This window comes from Pseudomonas sp. GL_117 (genome assembly GCF_057835125.1).
This window is the reverse complement of the sequence record NZ_CM174418.1, coordinates 1,217,154-1,238,488: the sequence shown is the minus strand read 5'-3', so window position 1 is coordinate 1,238,488 and position 21,335 is coordinate 1,217,154. Positions and strand designations below refer to the sequence as shown.

Below are 21,335 nucleotides of genomic sequence, written 5' to 3'. Positions count from 1 at the left end.
GTCACTCAATGAACCAGGGAAGTTTGCGTACTGAGGGGCAACGCCACCCAGGCTTCGAAAGCATCGGCACTCAACGGCCGGCTGATCAGGTAACCCTGGGCCGTGTCGCATTGCCAGCGCTCCAGCAAGCGTAGGCTATGGGCGTACTCGACGCCCTCGGCGACGACCTTGAGGCCCAGGTTGTGGCTCATCTCGATGGTGGAACGCACGATCACCGCGTCTTCACTGGTTTCATCAAGGTTGCGCACAAAGGATTGGTCGATCTTCAACTCTTGCACCGGCAGGCGCTTGAGGTGCGCCAGCGACGAATAGCCGGTGCCGAAGTCATCCACCGACAGGCTGATGCCACAGTCGCGCAGCAGGTGCAGGACTTTCAGGGCTTTTTCCGGCTCGCGCATCACCGCGCTTTCGGTGATCTCGAACAGCAGTTGTTCGGCCGGCAAGCCATAACGGCGCAGCAGCGCCGAGACGCGATGGGCCAGGTCATCACCGAGCAGATCATCTGCCGAGATGTTCAGCGACAGTTGCAGGGACAGGCCGCGCCGGTTCCATTCACACAGTTGGCGGATGCCCTCTTCGATCACCCAATGGGTCAGCAACTGGATGCTGCCCGAGCGTTCGGCCAAGGGGATGAATTCCGCCGGCGAAACCATGCCGAACTGCGGATGCTGCCAGCGCAACAGGGCTTCGGCCTGGCGTACGTGGCCTTGGCGGATGTCGAGTTTGGGTTGGTAGTGCAAGAGCAACTGGCCCTGGCTGGGCGCGTGGCGCAGGTCGCGGATCAGGGTGACCTGGCGACGGTGCACAAGGTCGCGACCGTGTTCGTAGATCTGCAGGCGGCCGGGCATTTGCGCGGCGTCCTTCATCGCAATCGCCGCACGTTCGAGCAAGGTGTCGGCGCTTTCACCATCGTCCGGGTAGGCCGCAATGCCAAGGCGGCAATCCAGCGCCAGGTCGTGGCCGTTGATGCGCCGTGGGCGCAGCAGCAACTGTTGCAGCTTGTCGGCCAGGCCCACCGCTTCGTCGCTGCCGGCGCCTTCGAGCAGCAGCAGGAATTCGTCGGCGGTCAAATGCGCCAGGGTATCGCCGGGGCGCAACGCGCCTTGCAGGCTGCGGCTCACGTCCTGCAACAACTGGTCGACTGCCTCAGGCCCGGCGGTTTCGCTGGCAGCGCGCAGGTTGTCGATGCCCAGGTAGATCAGCGCCATCGGCCGGTGCGTGGCAATGGCATTGCCCAGGCGTTCCATGGCCAATGCGCGATTGGGCAAGCCGGTGAGGCGATCATGCAAGGCGTTGTGCGCCAGTTGCAGCTCGCGCTCGGCGATGCCGCTTTGCATCGAGTTGAACACGTTGGCCAAGCGCCCCAGTTCATCACTGCGCGCCAGCACCACGGGCGTCTGGTAATCGCCCTGGCCGATGCGTTCGGCGGCGAGCGCCAGGGCCTGCACCGGGCGCGAGACACCGCGTGCCAGCAGCAAGGCACCGATCAACGAGGCAATCAACGCGATCAAGGCAATCCCGAGGATTTTTTCGTCGAGCGGCGCAAACGCCTGCATCGCCGCATCCAAGGGGCTCTGCAACAGGGCCAGGACCTGGCCGTCGGCGTCGCTGGCCAACACCAGCGACTGGCTGAGAAAACTATGTTCCAGGTGTTCGGTGGTGGCCACACCGTGATGCGTACCCTGCGCCAGCATCAGGTTGACGATACTGTCGCGCAGCACCTGGGGCTGGGTACTGACCAACTCGCCCGGCTGCTGGCGGTCGAGGCTCAGGAACGACACTTCCAGGTTGCTCAACGAGCGCAGCTCTTCGGCGAACGCGCTGTCCATGCGCAGGCCCATCACCACCCGCGCAATCGGCAGCGGCGCCAGCACCGGCGCTTCCACCAGCAGGTGCGGCATGCCTTGCAGCGGCACGATCAGCATGGTCTGGCGATTGCGCCGCGCATCGCGCAGCGCCTGGTCATAACGAAAGGTCGAGCCTTCGGGCACCTCGTCGAGGGTGCTGGCGAGGACTTTGCCGTCCATGCCCAACAGGATCATGTCGCTGGCGTTGATGCGCTTGCCGTGGTTGAACAGTACCGAGCGCATGGTGGCCGAATCGCCACTGGCCACCGCATCGCGAAAACCGAAGTCGGACGCCAGCAATTGCACACCGTCGGCCAGGCGCCGGCCGCGCACGTCGAGCAAGCGTTCGAAGACCCGCGCACCGACTTCCAATTGCGCCTTGGCCTGGCCGCGCACCGCCTCGCTGGTCGCGGCCTTGACGCTGAAATACAGCGCACCGACCACCACCAGCAACAGCAGGATCAGCACACTAGCGACACGCGCCTGGAAGCTACTGCGCAGTTTCATGGGCGGCTCGATTGAAGGCATCGCCAAACGCAGTTGGTGTGGGCGCTGGCGGCAGGTCGGCCGACGGTGGTTCAAGCTTGAGTTGCACGGCGTGGCTCAGGCCCGTGGCAGGCAGGCTCAGGGTGCCGCCGTCCTGCGGCTGCATGTCGAGCAATTGCGGGTGCCACAGGGTGACGTGGTAGGCACCGGCCGGCAGGTTGTCCAGGCGCACGCGGCCCTGGGCATCGCTGACGCCGAAGCGGGGGTCGTCGGTGACATAGATGTAGCCGAGCATCCAATCGTGGATATTGCAGCCGAGCACCACCACCCCGGGCTTGTCGAACAGCAACGGTTCGGTGGGCGTGCCTTCGTACAGGCGCAGTTCAAAGCGCTTGGCCGCGGAGAACGAATAGACCTGATGGCGGATGTTGTCGCTGTTGGGGAAGCGCACCTGGGTGCCGGTGTGCACCGCCAGCACATGGGGCGCGAACTTCTGGCCGCGTTGATCCATATCGGCCTTGAGCGTGCCGACGGGCGCACCGACCGGACCTTGCAAGGTGATCACGGCATCGCTGACCGGCGTCTGATCGGCCTGGCGCACCTGTACGTCCAGTGTCGCGGCACCGGCGTCGGTGTGGGCAGACAACAATACGGCTGCCAGGGAAAACTGTAGGAAAATCCGGTTCATCAAGGGTCCGCACGGCAGTGAAAAAAAGCGGCCTGCCTTGGCACATACGAGGGTTATGGCGCAGATGATGCCGCAAACAAGGCCAATTGCCATCATTGTTTCAGCGCAAAGCTTGACCGCCGGTCGGCAAGAAACTATGCAATCGGTCAGGACATGTAGAGGTCATCGGCGCAGCACGAAAAATCTGTAGCCGCTGCAAACGGGGTTTTCTAGAGCGGCACCCGCTCGCGGCGCATCCACATCTCGAACGCCATGGCGTTCAATGGCCGGCTGATCAGGTAACCCTGGGCGGTGTCGCACTTCCACTGCTTGAGCAGCTTCAGGCTCGGCGCAAACTCCACGCCTTCGGCCACCACCTTGAGTCCCAGGTTGTGGCTCATCTCGATAGTCGAACGCACGATCACCCCGTCGCCGCTGGTGCTGTCGAGGTTGCGCACAAAGGACTGGTCGATCTTCAACTCCTGCACCGGCAAGCGCTGCAATTGCGCGAGGGACGAATAGCCGGTGCCGTAGTCGTCCACCGACAGACTGATGCCGCAACCGCGCAGTTGCTCCAACACGTTCAGTGCCTGTTGCGGGTTGTGCATGATCGCGCTTTCGGTGATCTCGAAGATCAGTTGCTCGGCCGCCACCGCGTATTGCATCAGCAACGCGGTGACACGAATCGCCAGGTCATCATCGGCCAGGTCATCCACCGAAATATTCACCGACAGTTGGATATGCAGCCCGCGCTGCCCCCATTCGGCAATCTGGCGGATTGCTTCTTCGATCACCCACAGGGTCAGGCTGGCCATGCTGCCGGTGCGCTCGGCCAGGGGAATGAATTCGGCCGGCGACACCTGGCCCAGGGTCGGATGCTGCCAGCGCAGCAAGGCTTCGGCCTGGCGCACATAGCCCTGGCTGAGGTCGAGCTTGGGCTGGTAGCACAGGAACAGTTCGCCTTCGACCACCGCACGGCGCAGGTCGCGGATCAAGGTGATCTGGCGCTGGTGGGCCAACTCGCGATGCTGCTGATAGATCTGCAAATGCCCGGGCAAGGTGGCCGCGTCGTGCCGGGCAATCGCGGCGCGGCTGATCAACTCTTCCACCTGCTGGCCGTCGCCGGGGTAGGCGGCGATGCCGATACTGACCTCGTGGCGTACTTCGTCATGGCCGATGCGCTGGGGTTCGGTGAGCAGCGCGTAGAGGCGGTCGGCGCGGGCGACGGCGCGGTCGATCTCGGTGTTTTCCAGCAGCACCAGGAATTCACTGCCAGCGATACGTGCGGCAGTGTCGCTGGCGAGCAGGCTCATGGACAGGCAACGGCTGGCTTCGCGGAGCATTTCCTCGACGCCCTGGGCGCCGAAACCCTCGTTGATCAGGCGGTAGTTTTCGATCCCCACATACAGCAACACCACCGGCCGACGCGCACTGATCGCGCTGCCCAGGCGCTCCATCGCCAGCGCACGGTTGGGCAGGCCGGTCAGTGAGTCATGCAGGGCGTTGTGCGCCAGTTGCCGCTCGCGCACGGCGATGCCGCTTTGCATGGCGTTGAACGCCCGGGCCAACAGGCCGAATTCATCGTGGCTGCGCACACGCACCGGGGTGCGGTAATCGCCGGCACCGATACGGTCAGCGGCCTCCACCAACGCATTCAGCGGGCGCGATACCCGCCGCGCCAAGAACAACGCGCCGGCCAGCGACACCACCAGCACCGCCAGGGCTATCCCGAGGAACTGCCGGTCCAGCGGCGCAAAGGATTCCAGGGCGTGGTCCAGTGGGCTCTGCAGCAGCACCCGCACCTCATCGCTCTCGCCGGTATTGGCCAGCGACAGCACCTGACTGAGCATGCGCTGGCCGTGGAAGCGTTCGATGTAGGCCTCGGAGGTGGCCGGCGCCCGGCGCAGCGTGGCGAGAATATCGGCGCGGACCGTGTCGGGCTGAGTGCTGAACAACGGGCCGGTGCGACCGTCCTGCCTGGCGAGGAACGACACTTCCAGGTTGCTCATGGAACGCAGTTCGTTGGCGAACTGGGCGTCCATCGCAAAGCCCATGACGACACGCGCCACCGGCTGCGGGTTCAAGACGTCCTTTTGCACCAGCAGGTAGGGATGCCCGTCCATGGCCACGATCAACATTTGCAGACCGCTGCGCCGCGCATGGCGCAAGGCTGCGTCCTGGGGGAACAGCATGCCAGGGGTGAACAGCGGCAAGGTGCTGACCGTGACCTTACCGTCCAGGCCCAATACAAACACTTCGCTGGAACCGATACCGGTGCCGTGCCGGTACAACGCGGCCAGGATGGCTGCGGTGTTGCCTTCGGTCACGGCTTGCTTGAAAGGTTCGTCGGCGGTCAGCCAGTCCAGGCCGTATTGCAGGCGGCGACCGCGCAGGTCGAGCAGGCGCTCGAACACCTGGCTGCCGGTTTCCAGCTGGACCTCGGCCTGGTTCTCGACGGCCCGGGTAGTTGCGGCCTTGACGGCAAAGTAAGTGGCGGCGACGACCACCAACAGCAATAACGCGAGCACCCCGGCGATACGGGTCTGGAACGTATGGCGCCACCTCATTGCAGTGCCCTCTGGCAGCAACTTTGTCTTTCTGCCACTACGTCCCTGTGTCATACGCATCCCTGGCAACTGCTGACCTGGCGTCAAAAAAACATCCATTTCAATTGGATATTCGGTTTAAGCAGGTTAGCTGGGACCTGGGATATGTACACCCAATAGAACAGGGAAAATCACTGCCAATTTATTGGCGACACTGGCTTGACCGAACGTCCACCTCCCCCGCGTTCGACACCTTGTAGTGAGCGGGCTTGCCCGCGCTGGGCGGCGCAGCCGCCCCAAATAGTCCGCCGCGGTGTTTCAGCAAGATCGAGGTGTCAGGGTTTAGGGCGGCTTCGCCACCCAGCGCGGGCAAGCCCGCTCACTACAGGGGCGGGAGCGCATGGGGTCACGTAGTGCGGGCGCGCATGAAGTCGCCCCAGCGCCGTACCAAGTAGTGAGCGGGCTTGCCCCGCGCTGGGCGGCGCAGCCGCCCCAAATAGTCCGCCGCGGTGTTTCAGGAAGACCGAGGTGCCAGGGTTTAGGGCGGCTTCGCCACCCGGCGCGGGCAAGCCCGCTCACTACAGGGGCGCGCGCGCATGAGGTCACGTAGTGCGGGCGCGCATGAAGTCGCCCCAGCGCCGTACCAAGTAGTTGTGCTCGTCCATCACCGAGTTCCACACCGCGATATGCCCCATGCGCTGCTCGTAGGAACCGCCATCGCGCACTTCACCGATGTCGATCAGCGGCAGGCCATCGCTGCCGAGCAATTCTTCCCGGGCCGGTTGGCCGGCGTACCAGTAATCCCACTCGGCGCTGCTCAGGTGATCGCGACTGCGGGCCGGGTTGCCGATGTAATAACCCTGGCGCGCCATCACTGCGCCGGGCCAGCCGGACAGCCACCAATTGAGGTAGGCGTAAGCCGCGTCCAGCACCGGGCCCCGGGCATGCCGTGACAACGACAGGCCGCCGAACCAGGCGCGATAGCCCTCGCGCGGTACCGCCAGGCGGTATTTCACCCCGGCGCGGTGCAGGCGCATCAGGGTCGGTGACCATAGGCTCTGGATGTCGATACTTGGGCTGAGCATCAGTTGGGCAGCCTCTTCGTCGTCCGACCAGAACGCGGCGAAGTGGCCTTCCTTCTGTTTGCGCACCAGGATAGTGGCGAGCACGTCGATCTCTTCGATGCTCATGTTGCCGATGTCCTTGAACTGCGCCAGACCCGCGCCCTGCACCGCCAATGCCGCGTCCAGTGCGCCGATGGCCGCGTCGCTTTGCAGCGCGGTGCGTGCGCTCCAGGCCGGGTCGAGCAGCCAGCCCCAGCTTTCGTTGCGGTGGCAAAAGCCTTCGGGCAGCCGTTCGGGGCGGTAGGCGAAACTGTCGGCGTTGTGGGTCAGGGGCAGCATGCTGATGCGTTCGGTGACGGTGCTGCCGAGGCTGCCGTCGTGCTGCACGAACAGGCGCTCACTGGGCACGCTGCCGCTACCGAGGCGGTCATCCGGCGACAGCCGGCCGCGCTTGGGCAGGTCGTTGATTTCGTGCCACAGCGCGATGCGCCGCGTGTCGATGGGCTGGATCGCCCGCGCCGGCCACACGAAGTCGACGTTATGGAACCACTGGTCGTACAGGTCGTAGCTGTCGGGCTGCATCACCGCGATGCGCTGGGCCTGTTCGACGTCGTGCACCTGATAGACCAGGCGAATGCCCAGTTCCTGCTCGGCGCGCACACGCAGGCATTCCAGCAAGGTCACGGAGGTGCCGAGCACCCGCAAGGTGATCATTGGGCGAACCGCCGCGAGAACACTTCAAAGGAACGGCGCAGCAGCGCCGGGTCGAGGCCGCGCAGGATAAACACCAGACGCGACTGGCGGTCGTCGCCCGGCCAGGCAGGCAAATGCACCGGGGCATGCAGGCAGTGCTGCACGCCATGAATGACGATGGGGGCGTGGCTGGCGTTCACGTTGAGCAGTCCTTTGACCCGGAGGATTCGTTCGCCATGGCATCTTAACAGCATCGACAGCCACACCCCGAAACCAACCCAGTCCAACGGCTGCTCGAAGGTCAGGCAGCACACCTGCGCGGCGCCGTGGGTGGCGCTGACGGGTTGGTGCAGTTGCCAGCGGCCAACCTCCACGGCGGGCTCGGCACTGCGCAGGCCTTCTCCGAGCAGCAATTGGTCGCCGCTGTGGATCTCGTGGGTGTTGAGGATGGGCGTGCCGGCATTCAGCGCCTGCAAGTGCGCGCGCAGTGGGCCACTGTCGCCGGCCACATCGGTCTTGCTCAGCAGCAAGCGATCCGCCGCCGCGACCTGGGCCAGCCATTCCGGGTGCAGGCGCTCTTGCAGCGCGGCGTGGCTGGCGTCGACCAAGGTGATCACCAGACCGATATGAAAACGCCCGCGCAGTTGCACGTCATTGTTCAAAGTGGCCAGGATCGGCGCCGGATCGGCCAGGCCGGTGGTCTCCAGGATCACCCGCTTGAACGCCGGGATTTCACCACGTTCGCGGCGTTGCAGCAGGCCCAGCAGCGCGTCTTTCAACTCGCCGCGAATCGAACAGCACACGCAGCCGCTGGGCAGCAGCACCGTGTCCGGCGCGACTGCTTCGACCAGCAGATGGTCGATGCCGACATCGCCGAATTCATTGATCAGCAGCGCGGTGTCGCCAAGGCTTTCACCTTGCAGCAGGCGCTTGAGCAAGGTGGTCTTGCCGCTGCCGAGGAAACCGGTGATGACGTTCAGCGCGATACTCATGGTCGTTTCCCTCGCCACAGCGGGCGGGTTTAGTGTTCAAGGTGGTCGAGCAATTTTGGATCGAGCGGGTCCAGCGCACGCCCGAGCATGGTTTCGGCGGCCTGCCACAGTTGATCCAGGCCGCTGGCCAATTCCTGCTTGCCCGTGGCGCCGAGCAACAGGTACGAGGCGCCCTGGAAGTCTTCGACCTTGAGCCGGAACACCGCCAGCACCTGGTTGATCGCCGCGATCCGGCGCAGGCGCTCGCGGCGCCTGGGCAACTCGTCGCCCAGGGGGTCGCTCCAGTGCAGGTCTTCGCCGAGCAGCCCGCAGAGTCCGCACATGGCTACACCTCGCTCATGGCATGACGTCGCCGGAGTTCGGGCCGAGGGTCTGGCCGACAAACAGGTTGCCGCCCGGCTCGCTGGCCAGCAGCACCGCGGTGGGCGCGACTTCGTCGGCCAGGCCGAAGCGGCCCAGGGGCAGTTCCTTGGCCTTGGCGCGTTTCCAGTCGTCGCTGATGCCGCCCACCAGCGGCGTTTCAATCGGGCCAGGGGCGATGGCGTTGACCAGCACGTTGTCCTTGGCCACTTCCAGCGCCAGGGACTTGGTAAAGCCGATCACCCCGGCCTTGGCGGCCGCATAGTGGGTCAGCTCGGCACCGCCCTTGATGCCCAGTTGCGAGGCGACGTTGATGATCCGCCCCCAACGCTGCGCGAGCATGTGCGGCAAGGCACGCTGGCTGGCGACAAACACGCTGGTAAGGTCGACGCGCAGCATGTCGTTCCACATCTCGACGGTCAGGTCGACACAACGCGCCTGGGTGAGCATGCCGGCGTTGTTGACCAGGATGTCGATGCCGCCAAACTGTTCGACGCACTTGTCGACACTGGCCTGGGCACCTTCGACGGTGCCGACGTCGGCCAGGCATTTGACCACTTCGGCGCCGAGGTTGCGGCAGGTGATCGCGGTTTCGGCGAGGCTCGGCGCGTTGCGGTCGGCCAGCACCAGGCGCGCGCCTTCGATAGCGTAGGCGCGGGCGATGGCAGCACCGATGCCGCTGCCGGCGCCGGTGATCACGGCGCGGCGGTTAATGAGTTGCTGCATATACAAGTCCCCTTAAGCTCACACAGATCCCATGTGGGAGCGGGCTTGCTCGCGAATGCGGTGTGTCAGTCACAGTTGATTTATCTGAACCACCGCTTTCGCGAGCAAGCCCGCTCCCACATTTGGACCCAGTACATTCAGTCTGGCCAGCGTACGGTGAGGCCGCCGTCGATAATGATGCTTTGCCCGGTCAGGTAGCTCGACGCCTCACTGGTCAAAAACTGCACCAGCGACGCCACTTCATCCGCCCGCCCTACCCGCCCCAGCGGGATCGCCCGCGCGGCTTTCGCCAGGCCTTCGGGCCCCAGGGAGTTCTTCGCGTCCAGCGACTGCGGCGTCTCGATCAACCCCGGAATCACCGCATTGCAACGAATGCCCTGGGCTGCCAACTCCACCGCCAGCGAGCGGCACAGCCCCGGCACGCCGGCCTTGGCTGCGGCGTAATGGCTGTGTTCCTGCCAGCCGTACACGCCACCGGCAATCGACGAAATCGCCACCAGCGCGCCGCCTTCGCCCATGTGCCGGGCTGCGGCGCGGAAAGTGCGCATCACCCCCGTCAGGTCGACATTGAGCATCTCGTCCCACAGCGCATCGGTCATTTCCAGCAGCGGTGCGCGGCGCAGCAAACCCGCGTTGGCCACCGCGTAATCGAGGCGACCGAAGTGCTCCACGGCTTGCGCGGCCAGAGCGTCGACCGAGGCGGTATCGCCCACGTCCAGCGGCAACATCAGGCACTCGCCGCCGGCTTGTTGCACCAGGGCTACGGTGGTTTGCGGGTCATGGGGATCGGCCGGGTAATACCCGCCGACCACCGCCACACCGACCCGCGCATAGGCCACGGCGAGGGCTTGGCCGATGCCGCTGGCGGCACCGGTAATCAAGGCAACTTTACGGTTCATCAAAAACTCCTTACTGAACGGTTTCCGGACGCACATGGCGCGCGGCAAACATCAACACGCCGGACAGGAAGCACGGCACCGCACCGAACCACAGCGCAGCGGTCTGCCAGTCGCTGCCGGCGGCCAGCACTTGGGTCGCGCCGAAACCTGCGACCACGGCACCAATCGGGCCCATGGCATGGATGATCGCGCCGCCGGTGGCGCGGATGCTGGTGGGGAAACTCTCGCTGATAAAAAACAGTGCCGCCGAGTACGGGCCGATCAGGAAGAACAGGCCCAGGCTGTACAGCCCGACCACCATCGCCATGTTGCTCGGGCCGAACAGCATGCCGGCGAACGACAGCCCGCCGAGCATCCAGCCCAGGCCGATGACGTTGCGACGGCCGATCTTGTCGCCCATCCAACCGTGGCTGAGGTAACCGCAGTAACCCACCAGGTTCGAGAGCACGAGGATGATCAGCGAGTTTTCGAACGAGATGTGGTGCACGCTGACAATCACCGACGTACCCAGCACGCTGAACACCTGGATCGCGGCCCAGTTGAGCAACAGCGCGGCACCGATCACCAGGGTGGCACGACGGGCCGGGCCACGGAACGCGGCCTGGAGGCCGGCCTTGCTGTGTTCGTCGTAGTCCACGCCGTAGGTGACGGCGACGTTTTGCGCTTCAGTCACCGCGCCGCTTTTGCGCAGTTGGTTGATGCGTTCGTGGATCTGGAACTGCGGGCTCTCCTTGAGCTTGCGCGCCATGATCGCGATGACGATGGCCGGGATCGCGGCAAAGATGAAGCAACCCTGCCAGCCGATGATCGGTAGCAACAGTGCGGTCAAACCGGCGGCGATCAACGCACCGACCGGCCAGCCGCCTTGCACCAGGCTGTAGATAAAGCCACGGCGCTTGGTCAGGCGCGGATCTTCCGAGGCGCCGTACAGCTCGCTCAGGTAGGTGGCGTTGACGGTTTCCTCGGCATAGCCCAGGCCGCCCAACGAACGGATCAGTATCAGCGGCGACTTGCCCCACGCACCACCGATCGCAGTCAGCGCCGAACACAGCGCGGAACCCGCCACGGTGAAGATAATGCCTTTGCGCCGGCCCAACTTGTCGACCACCGGCCCAATAGCAAACGCCACCACCGCCGTGCCCACCGCGACCCAGGTCGCGATTTGCGCTTGCTCCACTTCCCCCCAACCGAAGTGCCGGCCGATTTCCGGCAGCAAGGTGCCGAAGAGGATGAAGTCATACACCGCAAACACCCAGGCGAAAAACGCGATCCAGGTCGCGAAGCGCACTTCCTTGGAGGTCAGTTGCCGGGGTTTCCAGCCAGTCAGGTCAAGCTTGTTATAGATGGACATGGGTCGCGCCTCAGGGGGTCAGGTACGGGGTTGGCGGCGGATGAAGTCGTCGGCGATTTCGTCAAAGGTGACGAAGCGCACGCCGGCATGGCTCTGGATGTGTTCGATCAGGCGCTCGAGCATCAGCAGCACTTGCGGGCGGCCGGACACGTCGGGGTGGATGGTCATGGTGAACACCGCGTGTTCGTGTTCGCGGTAGACCCAGTCGAACTGGTCGCGCCACATTTCTTCGAGGTGACGCGGGTTGACGAAGCCGTGGCTGTTGGGGGCTTTCTTGATGAACATCATCGGCGGCAGGTCGTCGAGGTACCAGTTGGCCGGGATCTCCACCAGGTCGGTTTCCTCGCCGCGCACCAGGGGCTTCATCCAGGTGTCGGGGTGCTGGCTGTAGTCGATCTTGGTCCAGCTGTCGCCCTTGCGCACGTAGTAGGGATGGAAGTCGTTGTGCATCAGGCTGTGGTCGTACTTGATGCCTTTTTTCAGCAGCAGCTCGTTGGTGACCTTGCTGAATTCCCACCACGGGGCGACGTAGCCAGTGGGGCGTTTGCCGGTGACTTGGGTGATCAATTCGATGGATTTATCGAGGACGATTTCTTCCTGCTCGGCAGTCATGGCGATGGGGTTTTCGTGGCTGTAGCCGTGCACGCCGATTTCGTGGCCGGCGTCGGCCACGGCCTTCATCTGCTCGGGGAAGGTTTCCATCGAGTGGCCAGGGATAAACCAGGTGGTGCGCAGGCCGTAGCGTTCGAACAGCTTGAGCAGGCGTGGCGCGCCGATTTCACCGGCGAACAGGCCACGGGAAATGTCGTCCGGCGAGTCTTCACCGCCGTAGGAACCGAGCCAGCCGGCGACGGCGTCAACGTCGACGCCAAATGCACAAAGGATGTCTTTAGCCATGGTGTGTCTCCTTAAAGAGTCAGTACGGATTCGACGGACAACGCCGCGCGCAACACGCGCGCGTCTTCCCCCGTCGGGGCGCTGAGCAGCAGCCCGGTGGGCAGGCCCAGGGCATCGCGGCCGCTGGGCAGGGTCACGCCGGGCATGTCCAGGAAACTGCCGGGCATGGTCAGGCGCAGGGTGGCGAGGTTGGTTTGGATGAACAGGTCGTCGTCGGCTTCCAGCGGTGCCAGGGGCGGCGCGACGTGGGCGACGGTCGGGGTGATCAGGAGGGCGCCGTCGAGGTCGTCGGCCAGTTGCTGTTGCAGGCGACGGCGGGCTTCGGTCAGGTGCAGCAATTGGCTGGCGGGCAAGCCGCGGGCAGCTTCGAGGCGGCGCCGTACGCGGGGGTCGAGGTGCGCGGCGTCGGGGCTGTCGAGCAGCGCTTCGTGCAGGGCGAAGGCTTCGAAGGCGCCCAGCCAGCCGTGATCCCGGATCAGCTGCAAGGTGGCCTGGAACGCCTGGCATTCACGTTCTTCGATCAGCGCACCGGCGGCTTTGAGTCGCTGCACGGCGTGCAGCAGGTTGTTGCGCACCGCGGGTTCGGCGTCCTGTTGCGCCAGCACCAGGCGCAGGCCCTTGAGGCTGCGGGCACTGTGGGTCTGGCGGCGGCCGTGGAGCAGATCGTCGATGGCCAGCGCATCGCGCACGCTGCGGGTCAGTGGCCCGAGGCTGTCGAGGGTGCGTGACAACGGGAATACGCCGTCGCGACTGTAGCGTCGGCTGCTGCTGCGGTAACCCACCAGGCCATTCAACGCAGCGGGGATGCGGATCGAACCGGCGGTGTCGGTGCCCATGGCAATCGGCACGATCCCGGCCGCGACGGCGACCGCCGAACCCGATGACGAACCGCCGGGAATGCGGGCTTGATCGCTGCTGCTCGGGTTGTGCGGCGTGCCGAAATGCGGGTTGAGGCCCAGCCCGGAATAGGCCAGTTCGCTGAGGTTGGTCTTGCCCACGCTGACCATCCCGGCGCGGCATAACAGGCCGACACAGGGCGCATCAAGCGCGGCGGCGGGAGCGTTGCGCCGGTAGGCGGCACCGGCGGTGGTGACGCTGCCGGCCACGTCGAACAGGTCTTTCCAGGCCAATGGCACGCCGTCGAACACGCTCAATGGCTGACCGGCCCGCCACCGTGCGGCAGAGGCCTGGGCTTCACGCCGGGCACGCTCGGCGCTCACCGAGATAAATACGCTGGGGGCCATGCTCGCGTGCATCAGTGCTTGCTCGAGCACCTGCACCGGGTCGTTGCGACCGCTGGCGAAATCCTCGGCCATGGACGTGGCGTCTGACATCAAGATGACCTCCAAAAACGTACATATTAATAAAATGTACATTTTACAAAGGCAGCTTTCGTGCCAGTCTGCGTCCGGGACGCATCGTGCAAGTAGGGAATTTCGTCCAGAGCTGCGGGATAGATGCTTTCGCTTGGCGGAAAAAAATCTTGCTGGAACGCCGAATAGCGCCTTCAATGAAATAATGTATCTTTTATGAATAAGTACATTTTGGTGCAGAAAAGTAACATCCCTACATTCAAGGCCCCAAAAAAGTGCCATCGCCGTGGCGCAGGGTGACAGGCGCAAGTTATGAGAGAATCCCCGGCCACCGTCCTACATGCCCCAGGGAAAGCAATGAAAGCAGCGTCCGCCTCGGCCTCCCGTTACGCGATGATTCACCAGGTGTTGCGTGACGCGATCGTCAACGGCACGGCCCGCCATGGCCTGGTGTTACTGGAAGCGCCGCTGGCCGAACTGTTCGGCACCAGCCGCGTGCCGGTGCGCAAGGCATTGGACCTGCTGCATGACGAAGGCTTGATCTGCCGCTTCAACGGCCGGGGTTATCTGATCAACCCCGAGGGCCTGGCGCTGGAGCCGTTGCGTCTGCCCTTGAGCCATGCGCACCTGGGCCTGAACGGTGAAGATGAGCTGGTGGACACGCGGCCGCTGGGCGAACGCATCGTCGAGGAAATCGGCGCGGCGTTGTCCACCTGCATCGCCTTCGGCCATTACCGCCTGGACGAACAAGCCGCGGCTGACCATTACGGTGTCAGCCGTGCGGTGGTACGTGAGGCACTGATGCGTTTGCGCGACCGTGGCCTGGTGGAAAAAGAGCCCTACTCCCAGTGGCTGGCCGGGCCGTTGACCGCGCGGGAAGTCACCGAAGACTACGAACTGCGCGCCTGCCTGGAGCCCGAAGCCTTGCGTCAAAGCGCACCGGGGCTGGATCGCGAGACACTGGAAGCGATGTTGCAGCGGGTGCTGGAAGCGCAGGAAAGCCCGCAATGCAGCCTGCAAGCCATCGAACAGATCGAAGAGGATCTGCATCAACGCTGCCTGGCCGGCTTGCAGAACCGCAAGATCGCCGCACTGATCCGCCAGGGGCAGAGCCCGATGATCATCAGCCGGATTTTTTACCGGTTGCTGGGCATCGGCGCGGACCCGGCGATGTTGGCCGAACATCGGTTGATTCTGGAGTTGTTGTTGCATGGCGCGTTTGATGCGGCGGCGCTCAACCTGCGCGAGCATCTTCAGCGCGCCAGGCAGCGGATGTTGCAGCGCCTCAAGGTGTTGTCGGTGCTACCAGAGCAACCCCTGCCCTCCTACCTGCACAAAATCAGCTGACTAAACGCAATTTAAAATGTGGGAGCTGGCTTGCCTGCTCCCACAGGGCAGAAATACTGTGCAATATGTTGCTATCTCGCCCCCACCATTGAAACCACCGCAACCCCGCCCCATCTAACCTGCATACTTCCTGACGCAGGTGCCCCATGAGCGACCAGCAAGAATTCCCCGAATACGATCTAAACGACTACGCCGACCCCGAAAACGCGCAATCCCCTTCGTCCAACACCGGCCTGGCGCTGCCTGGGCAGAACCTGCCGGACAAGGTCTATATCATCCCGATCCACAACCGCCCGTTCTTCCCGGCGCAAGTGCTGCCGGTGATTGTCAACGAAGAGCCGTGGGCCGAGACGCTGGAGTTGGTGAGCAAATCCGACCACCACAACCTCGCCCTGTTCTTCATGGACACGCCGCCGGAAGACCCGCGCCATTTCGACACCTCCAGCCTGCCGCTGTACGGCACCCTGGTGAAGGTGCACCACGCCAGCCGTGAGAACGGCAAGCTGCAATTTGTCGCCCAGGGCCTGACCCGTGTGCGCATCAAGACCTGGCTCAAGCACCATCGTCCGCCGTACCTGGTGGAAGTGGAGTACCCGCACCAGCCGTCCGAGCCGACCGACGAGGTCAAGGCCTACGGCATGGCGCTGATCAATGCGATCAAGGAACTGCTGCCGCTCAACCCGCTGTACAGCGAAGAGTTGAAGAACTACCTCAACCGCTTCAGCCCCAACGACCCGTCACCGCTTACCGACTTCGCCGCCGCGCTGACCTCGGCCACCGGTAACGAGTTGCAGGAAGTGCTGGACTGCGTGCCCATGCTCAAGCGCATGGAGAAAGTGTTGCCGATGCTGCGCAAAGAGGTGGAAGTCGCACGCCTGCAAAAGGAAATTTCCGCCGAGGTGAACCGCAATATCGGCGAGCACCAGCGCGAGTTTTTCCTCAAGGAACAACTCAAGGTCATCCAGCAGGAGTTGGGTTTGACCAAGGACGATCGCAGCGCCGACGTCGAACAATTCGCGCAACGCCTGGAAGGCAAGGTGCTGCCACCCCAGGCGCAGAAACGCATCGACGAAGAACTGAACAAACTGTCGATCCTGGAAACCGGCTCGCCGGAATACGCGGTCACGCGCAACTACCTGGACTGGGCCACTGCGGTGCCGTGGGGCGTATACGGCAAGGACAAGCTCGACCTGAAACACGCACGCAAGGTGCTGGACAAACACCATGCCGGCCTGGATGACATCAAGAGCCGCATCCTCGAATTCCTCGCGGTGGGTGCCTATAAAGGTGAAGTCGCCGGCTCCATCGTGCTGTTGGTAGGCCCGCCGGGTGTGGGCAAGACCAGCGTGGGTAAATCCATCGCCGAATCCCTGGGGCGGCCGTTCTACCGCTTCAGCGTCGGCGGCATGCGCGACGAAGCCGAGATCAAGGGCCACCGCCGTACCTACATCGGCGCCCTGCCCGGCAAGCTGGTGCAGGCACTCAAGGATGTGGAGGTGATGAACCCGGTGATCATGCTCGACGAGATCGACAAGATGGGCCAGAGCTTCCAGGGCGACCCGGCGTCGGCCTTGCTTGAAACGCTCGACCCGGAACAGAACATCGAATTCCTCGACCACTACCTGGACCTGCGCCTGGACCTGTCCAAAGTGCTGTTCGTGTGCACCGCCAACACCCTCGACTCGATCCCCGGCCCGCTGCTGGACCGCATGGAAGTGATTCGCCTGTCGGGCTATATCACCGAAGAAAAGGTCGCCATCGCCAAGCGCCACCTGTGGCCCAAGCAGCTGGAAAAAGCCGGCGTGGCGAAAAACAGCCTGACCATCAGCGACGGCGCCCTGCGCGCCTTGATCGACGGTTACGCCCGCGAAGCCGGGGTGCGCCAGCTGGAGAAACAGCTGGGCAAACTGGTGCGCAAGGCGGTGGTCAAGCTGCTGGATGAGCCGGACTCGGTGATCAAGATCGGCACCAAGGACCTGGAACGCTCCCTGGGGATACCGGTGTTCCGCAATGAGCAGGTACTGTCCGGCACCGGGGTGATCACCGGCCTGGCCTGGACCAGCATGGGCGGCGCCACATTGCCGATCGAGGCAACGCGCATCCATACGCTCAATCGCGGCTTCAAGCTCACCGGGCAGTTGGGTGAAGTGATGAAAGAATCCGCAGAAATCGCCTACAGCTACATCAGTTCGAATCTGAAGTCGTTTGGCGGCGACCCGAAATTCTTCGACGAAGCCTTCGTGCACTTGCACGTACCCGAAGGTGCCACGCCGAAAGACGGCCCGAGTGCGGGCGTGACCATGGCCAGTGCATTGCTGTCGTTGGCGCGCAACCAGCCGCCGAAAAAAGGCGTGGCCATGACCGGCGAGCTGACGTTGACCGGGCACGTACTGCCGATTGGCGGCGTGCGTGAGAAGGTGATTGCGGCGCGGCGCCAGAAGATTCATGAGCTGATTTTGCCGGAGCCGAACCGTGGCAGCTTTGAGGAGTTGCCGGAGTACCTCAAGGAAGGCATGACGGTGCACTTCGCCAAGCGCTTCGCTGACGTCGCCAAAGTACTCTTCCAATAACACGGTAGTGAGCGGGCTTGCCCCGCGCCGGGCGGCGCAGCCGCCCCAAACCCAGGCACCTCGGTCTTGCGGGAACACCGCGGCGGCCTGGTTGGGGCGGCTTCGCCGCCCGGCGCGGGGCAAGCCCGCTCACTACAATGGTTTATGTCACTTTCGCCTTGTCACACCTTGTCTCATCTTCGGTTATGCTCGCCCTTCGTCGTCAATCAACGGAGGCTTCATGACTGCTGCCCGCCTGCTTCTCCCCTTGAGCCTTGCCCTGCTGGCCGCCTGCGCCAGTACTCCCAAGCAAAACGTCAGCGTGGACAACCAGAGCGCATGCCCGCTGCAGCTCAAGACCGGGCAGAACCTGATCCTGACCCTGCCGAGCAACCCCACCACCGGCTATCGCTGGGCCATCCAGGATTCCGCCGGCGGTGTTCTGCGCGCGTTGAGCCCTGAGGTCTACAGCAGCCGCGAATCCGGCGTGATCGGCGGCGGCGGCCAGTCCACCTGGCGCTTCCAGGCCTTCGCCGCCGGCCAGGGGCGTTTGCGCCTGACCTCCCAGCAACCCTGGGAACCCGAAGCCGAACCCGCCGAGACCTTCGACTGCGCCATCACGGTGAACTGATATGCCATGGCTGATTCTTGCGTTGATGGGCGCCGGCACCTTTATCTACGGCCTGAGCACCCACGCGACGTTGTTGTGCCTGCTGGTCAAGCCGCTGCCGGTACTGGCGCTGCTGGGCTGGCTGCATGATGCGCCGCCCACCGACTATCGACGCTGGATCAGCCTGGGGCTGATTTTCTCCCTGGTGGGCGATGTGCTGCTCGCGTGGCCGGGCGACTTGTTTATCTTCGGGCTCGGCGCGTTTTTGTTCGCGCACCTGGCGTATCTCAAAGCGTATTTGAGCGACTGCCGCCGCTTGGCGCTGTTGCCGTTGGTATTGGCCCTGGGCGTGGGGGCTGTGCTGCTGAGCATCCTGATCTCACATGGCCTCGGCGACTTGCTGATCCCCGTGGTGGTTTACGCAACGGTGATCAGCGCCATGCTCTGGCGAGCGTTGGCACGCCTGGGCAGCGACGTGCCCAAGCGCTCGGCGTTACTGGCAGCGGCGGGCGCGGTGTCGTTTGTGTTTTCCGACACGCTGATCGGCATCAACCGCTTTGTGGTGGCGTTTGAGGCGGCGCCGTATGTGTTGATCGTCTCGTACTGGCTGGGCCAGTGGGGGATCACCGCGTCGGCGTTCGACCGAGTACCTCACAACTTGTCGAGCGTGAACCGATAACTTTCGATGGCATAGGCCAACTGAAATTCGACGGCCTTTTTAAGCGCGGCCTTTTCCGCGTCTTTCTTGGCGTTCTTGACAGGGTCCTTGTCGGGCACGCCGTAGTCGAGGCGACGCAATTCCAGGTACAGGATCTTCAAGGCGTCGGACAAGATGTCGGCGGCATTGGAAATAATCCGCAGGTTGTCGCGTACGGGCAGCAACGCGCTTTTGGCAATTTCGTCATCCGCCTGTTTTCTCAGATCGAGAAATTCAGTGACGTCGATTTTCTTGTCCTTGTTGATCTTCGCCAGCAGCGCTTTCAACTTCTTGTCAGTGACGGTCAGTTTCAGGCTCATGATTGCATCCTCAGGGAATATCAGACTCCCCCGAACTTAGGCCCTCGCAAATAAGCCGTCTACTGTCAGAATTAACAGGTCGCCCGCCTTGCCTGACTAACGGTCCGATCAACCATGCATCCCGCTGTCAACTTGGCTAAAATGCCGGCCTTCCCCCCATCAATGCCGGAACAACCGTGAGCAAACAACCCGATCGCCTATTCGCCCAGCCCCTGACCCAGGTGCCGGACTTCGCCTTTAACGAGGATGTGGTGCGGGTGTTCCCGGACATGATCAAGCGCTCGGTGCCGGGTTACCCGACCATCGTCGAAAACCTCGGCGTGCTCGCGGCGCAGTTTGCCCAGCCCAATAGCGTGCTCTACGACCTCGGTTCATCCCTCGGCGCGGTGACCCAGGCCCTGCGCCGGCATGTGCGTACCGACGGCTGCCGGGTGATCGCGGTGGATAACTCGGCGGCGATGGTCGAGCGTTGCCGCGAGTACCTCAATGGCCAGGACTCGATGTTCCAGGAGTTGCTGCCGGTCGAGGTGGTCGAAGGCGATATTCTCGCGCTGCAATTTCAACCGGCCTCGGTGGTGGCGCTGAACTTCACCCTGCAGTTCATCGCCCCCGAAGAACGCCTGGCGCTGCTCTCGCGCATCCGCCAGTCGCTGCTGCCGGGTGGGGCGCTGATCCTGTCGGAAAAGCTGCGCTTCAACGATGTTGAAGAACATGAACTGCTCACCGACCTGCATATCGCGTTCAAACGCGCCAACGGCTACAGCGAACTGGAAATCGCCCAGAAGCGCAGCGCCATCGAAAACGTCATGAAGCCCGACAGCCTCGAAGAACACCGCGAACGCCTGCTGGCGGCCGGTTTCTCGAAAGTCGTGCCGTGGTTCCAGTGTCTTAACTTTGCCTCGTTGATTGCCTTGCCATGATTGATCTGTCCCCCCTCGCCCGCCATCTGGTCGGCACTCCCCTGGCTGTGTGGGCCCAGGGCCTGCAAGCGCAACTCGATAGCAAGATGGAAAAGGGTCATGGCGACCTGGAGCGTTGGCAGAGTGCGTTGGACGCCTTGCCAAAGATCCAGCCAAGCGAGGTGGACTTGCTCAATGGCCTGACCCTCGACACCGATTGCGACGACGAAACCCGCGCACAAATGCGCACCGCGTTGATGGGCCTGAGCCCGTGGCGCAAAGGCCCGTTCAACCTGTTCGGCGTGCATGTGGACACCGAATGGCGTTCGGACTGGAAGTGGTCGCGGGTGGCCCCGCATTTGAACCTCAAGGGCAAGCGAATCCTTGATGTGGGCTGCGGCAATGGCTACTACATGTGGCGCATGCTCGGCGCCGGGGCGGACAGTGTGATTGGCGTCGACCCGAACTGGCTGTTTTTCTGCCAGTTCCAGGCGGTGCAACGTTACCTGTCGGAACCGAAAGCCTGGCACCTGCCGTTCCCGTTCGAAGACCTGCCGGCGAACCTGGAAGGCTTCGACACGGTGTTTTCCATGGGCGTGTTCTATCACCGGCGTTCGCCGATCGAGCATCTGCTGGCGCTGAAAGACACCCTGGTCAAGGGCGGCGAACTGGTCCTGGAAACCCTGGTGGTGGAAGGCGATCAGCAACAAGTACTGGTGCCGGAAGACCGCTACGCGCAGATGCGCAACGTGTGGTTCCTGCCCTCGGTACCGGCGCTGATGCTGTGGCTGCGGCGCGCCGGGTTCAGTGATGTGCGCTGTGTGGACGTGAGCGTGACCACGGTGGAGGAACAGCGGGGGACGGAGTGGATGAAGTATCAGTCGCTGAGCGACTTCCTTGATCCTGAAGATCACAGCAAGACCATCGAAGGGCTGCCGGCGCCGATGCGGGCGGTGATCATCGCCAAGAAGTAGCGGTGACGTATCCCTGAAGAAACAAAGATCAAAATGTGGGAGCGGGCTTGCTCGCGAATGCGGTGGTTCAGATAAATCGATTGTGACTGACCCACCGC

At 63.4% G+C, this 21,335-nt stretch carries 18 protein-coding genes; 6 read left to right on the top strand and 12 right to left on the bottom strand.

From position 1 onward, the window contains the following. Positions 1-5 precede the first annotated feature (5 nt). The 11 genes from AC3ISR_RS05460 to AC3ISR_RS05410 all read right to left on the bottom strand — a co-directional run bounded on the left by AC3ISR_RS05460 (position 6) and on the right by AC3ISR_RS05410 (position 13,862). Positions 6-2,354, bottom strand: coding sequence for a bifunctional diguanylate cyclase/phosphodiesterase (locus AC3ISR_RS05460; RefSeq protein ID WP_463983294.1), 2,349 nt, complete (start codon positions 2,352-2,354; stop codon positions 6-8). Beyond that, positions 2,338-3,021, bottom strand: a complete 684-nt coding sequence (locus AC3ISR_RS05455) for a methylamine utilization protein (RefSeq protein WP_192297407.1) — start codon at positions 3,019-3,021, stop codon at positions 2,338-2,340. The genes AC3ISR_RS05460 and AC3ISR_RS05455 overlap by 17 nt, the downstream gene beginning before the upstream one ends. A gap of 209 nt (positions 3,022-3,230) precedes the next feature. After that, positions 3,231-5,567, bottom strand: a complete 2,337-nt coding sequence (locus AC3ISR_RS05450; protein ID WP_192297409.1) for a putative bifunctional diguanylate cyclase/phosphodiesterase — start codon at positions 5,565-5,567, stop codon at positions 3,231-3,233. 581 nt (positions 5,568-6,148) lie between these two features. Next, positions 6,149-7,324 carry an ABC transporter substrate-binding protein gene (locus AC3ISR_RS05445; RefSeq protein ID WP_192297411.1) on the bottom strand — a complete coding sequence of 392 codons (1,176 nt, stop codon included), beginning with the start codon at positions 7,322-7,324 and terminating at the stop codon, positions 6,149-6,151. After that, positions 7,321-8,295 (bottom strand): CobW family GTP-binding protein, encoded by a 975-nt coding sequence (locus AC3ISR_RS05440; RefSeq protein WP_192297413.1) that lies wholly within the window; start codon positions 8,293-8,295, stop codon positions 7,321-7,323. The genes AC3ISR_RS05445 and AC3ISR_RS05440 overlap by 4 nt, the downstream gene beginning before the upstream one ends. Positions 8,296-8,324: 29 nt before the next feature. Next, entirely contained in the window at positions 8,325-8,618 is a 294-nt protein-coding gene (locus AC3ISR_RS05435; protein WP_192297415.1) for a hypothetical protein, read from the bottom strand. Positions 8,619-8,631: 13 nt separating this feature from the next. Beyond that, positions 8,632-9,381, bottom strand: a complete 750-nt coding sequence (locus tag AC3ISR_RS05430; RefSeq protein WP_463983293.1) for an SDR family NAD(P)-dependent oxidoreductase — start codon at positions 9,379-9,381, stop codon at positions 8,632-8,634. Positions 9,382-9,518: 137 nt separating this feature from the next. Beyond that, a complete protein-coding gene (locus tag AC3ISR_RS05425; protein WP_463983292.1) occupies positions 9,519-10,280 on the bottom strand; it encodes an SDR family NAD(P)-dependent oxidoreductase in 762 nt (253 codons plus the stop codon). A gap of 10 nt (positions 10,281-10,290) precedes the next feature. Further along, positions 10,291-11,631: an MFS transporter gene (locus tag AC3ISR_RS05420; RefSeq protein WP_463983291.1), complete on the bottom strand. Its 1,341-nt coding sequence runs from the start codon at positions 11,629-11,631 to the stop codon at positions 10,291-10,293. An 18-nt stretch (positions 11,632-11,649) separates the two neighbouring features. Further along, on the bottom strand, positions 11,650-12,528 hold the full coding sequence (locus AC3ISR_RS05415; protein WP_003234086.1) for a polysaccharide deacetylase family protein: 879 nt from the start codon (positions 12,526-12,528) through the stop codon (positions 11,650-11,652). An 11-nt stretch (positions 12,529-12,539) separates the two neighbouring features. Further along, positions 12,540-13,862, bottom strand: a complete 1,323-nt coding sequence (locus AC3ISR_RS05410) for an amidase (protein WP_463983290.1) — start codon at positions 13,860-13,862, stop codon at positions 12,540-12,542. Positions 13,863-14,198: 336 nt separating this feature from the next. Between AC3ISR_RS05410 and AC3ISR_RS05405 the strand changes: the two genes are divergently transcribed. The 4 genes from AC3ISR_RS05405 to AC3ISR_RS05390 all read left to right on the top strand — a co-directional run bounded on the left by AC3ISR_RS05405 (position 14,199) and on the right by AC3ISR_RS05390 (position 19,026). Continuing rightward, entirely contained in the window at positions 14,199-15,188 is a 990-nt protein-coding gene (locus AC3ISR_RS05405) for a GntR family transcriptional regulator (protein ID WP_192297425.1), read from the top strand. A gap of 146 nt (positions 15,189-15,334) precedes the next feature. After that, positions 15,335-17,758 (top strand): endopeptidase La, encoded by a 2,424-nt coding sequence (lon, locus tag AC3ISR_RS05400; RefSeq protein ID WP_463983289.1) that lies wholly within the window; start codon positions 15,335-15,337, stop codon positions 17,756-17,758. A gap of 220 nt (positions 17,759-17,978) precedes the next feature. Next, on the top strand, positions 17,979-18,368 hold the full coding sequence (locus tag AC3ISR_RS05395) for a protease inhibitor I42 family protein (RefSeq protein ID WP_192297429.1): 390 nt from the start codon (positions 17,979-17,981) through the stop codon (positions 18,366-18,368). 1 nt (position 18,369) lies between these two features. Continuing rightward, the gene (locus AC3ISR_RS05390) at positions 18,370-19,026 is read left to right on the top strand and encodes a lysoplasmalogenase (protein WP_192297430.1); all 657 of its coding nucleotides are present in this window, start codon (positions 18,370-18,372) and stop codon (positions 19,024-19,026) included. Here AC3ISR_RS05390 and AC3ISR_RS05385 read toward each other — a convergent pair. Beyond that, on the bottom strand, positions 18,999-19,364 hold the full coding sequence (locus AC3ISR_RS05385) for a hypothetical protein (protein ID WP_463983288.1): 366 nt from the start codon (positions 19,362-19,364) through the stop codon (positions 18,999-19,001). The two genes, AC3ISR_RS05390 and AC3ISR_RS05385, sit on opposite strands and share 28 nt — an antisense overlap. Positions 19,365-19,540: 176 nt before the next feature. On the opposite strand from AC3ISR_RS05385, the gene cmoA reads away from it, so the two are divergent. Both cmoA and cmoB read left to right on the top strand, forming a co-directional pair. Next, entirely contained in the window at positions 19,541-20,284 is a 744-nt protein-coding gene (gene cmoA, locus AC3ISR_RS05380) for a carboxy-S-adenosyl-L-methionine synthase CmoA (RefSeq protein ID WP_192297433.1), read from the top strand. Then, the gene (gene cmoB, locus AC3ISR_RS05375; RefSeq protein ID WP_463983287.1) at positions 20,281-21,237 is read left to right on the top strand and encodes a tRNA 5-methoxyuridine(34)/uridine 5-oxyacetic acid(34) synthase CmoB; all 957 of its coding nucleotides are present in this window, start codon (positions 20,281-20,283) and stop codon (positions 21,235-21,237) included. The genes cmoA and cmoB overlap by 4 nt, the downstream gene beginning before the upstream one ends. Positions 21,238-21,335 lie beyond the last annotated feature (98 nt).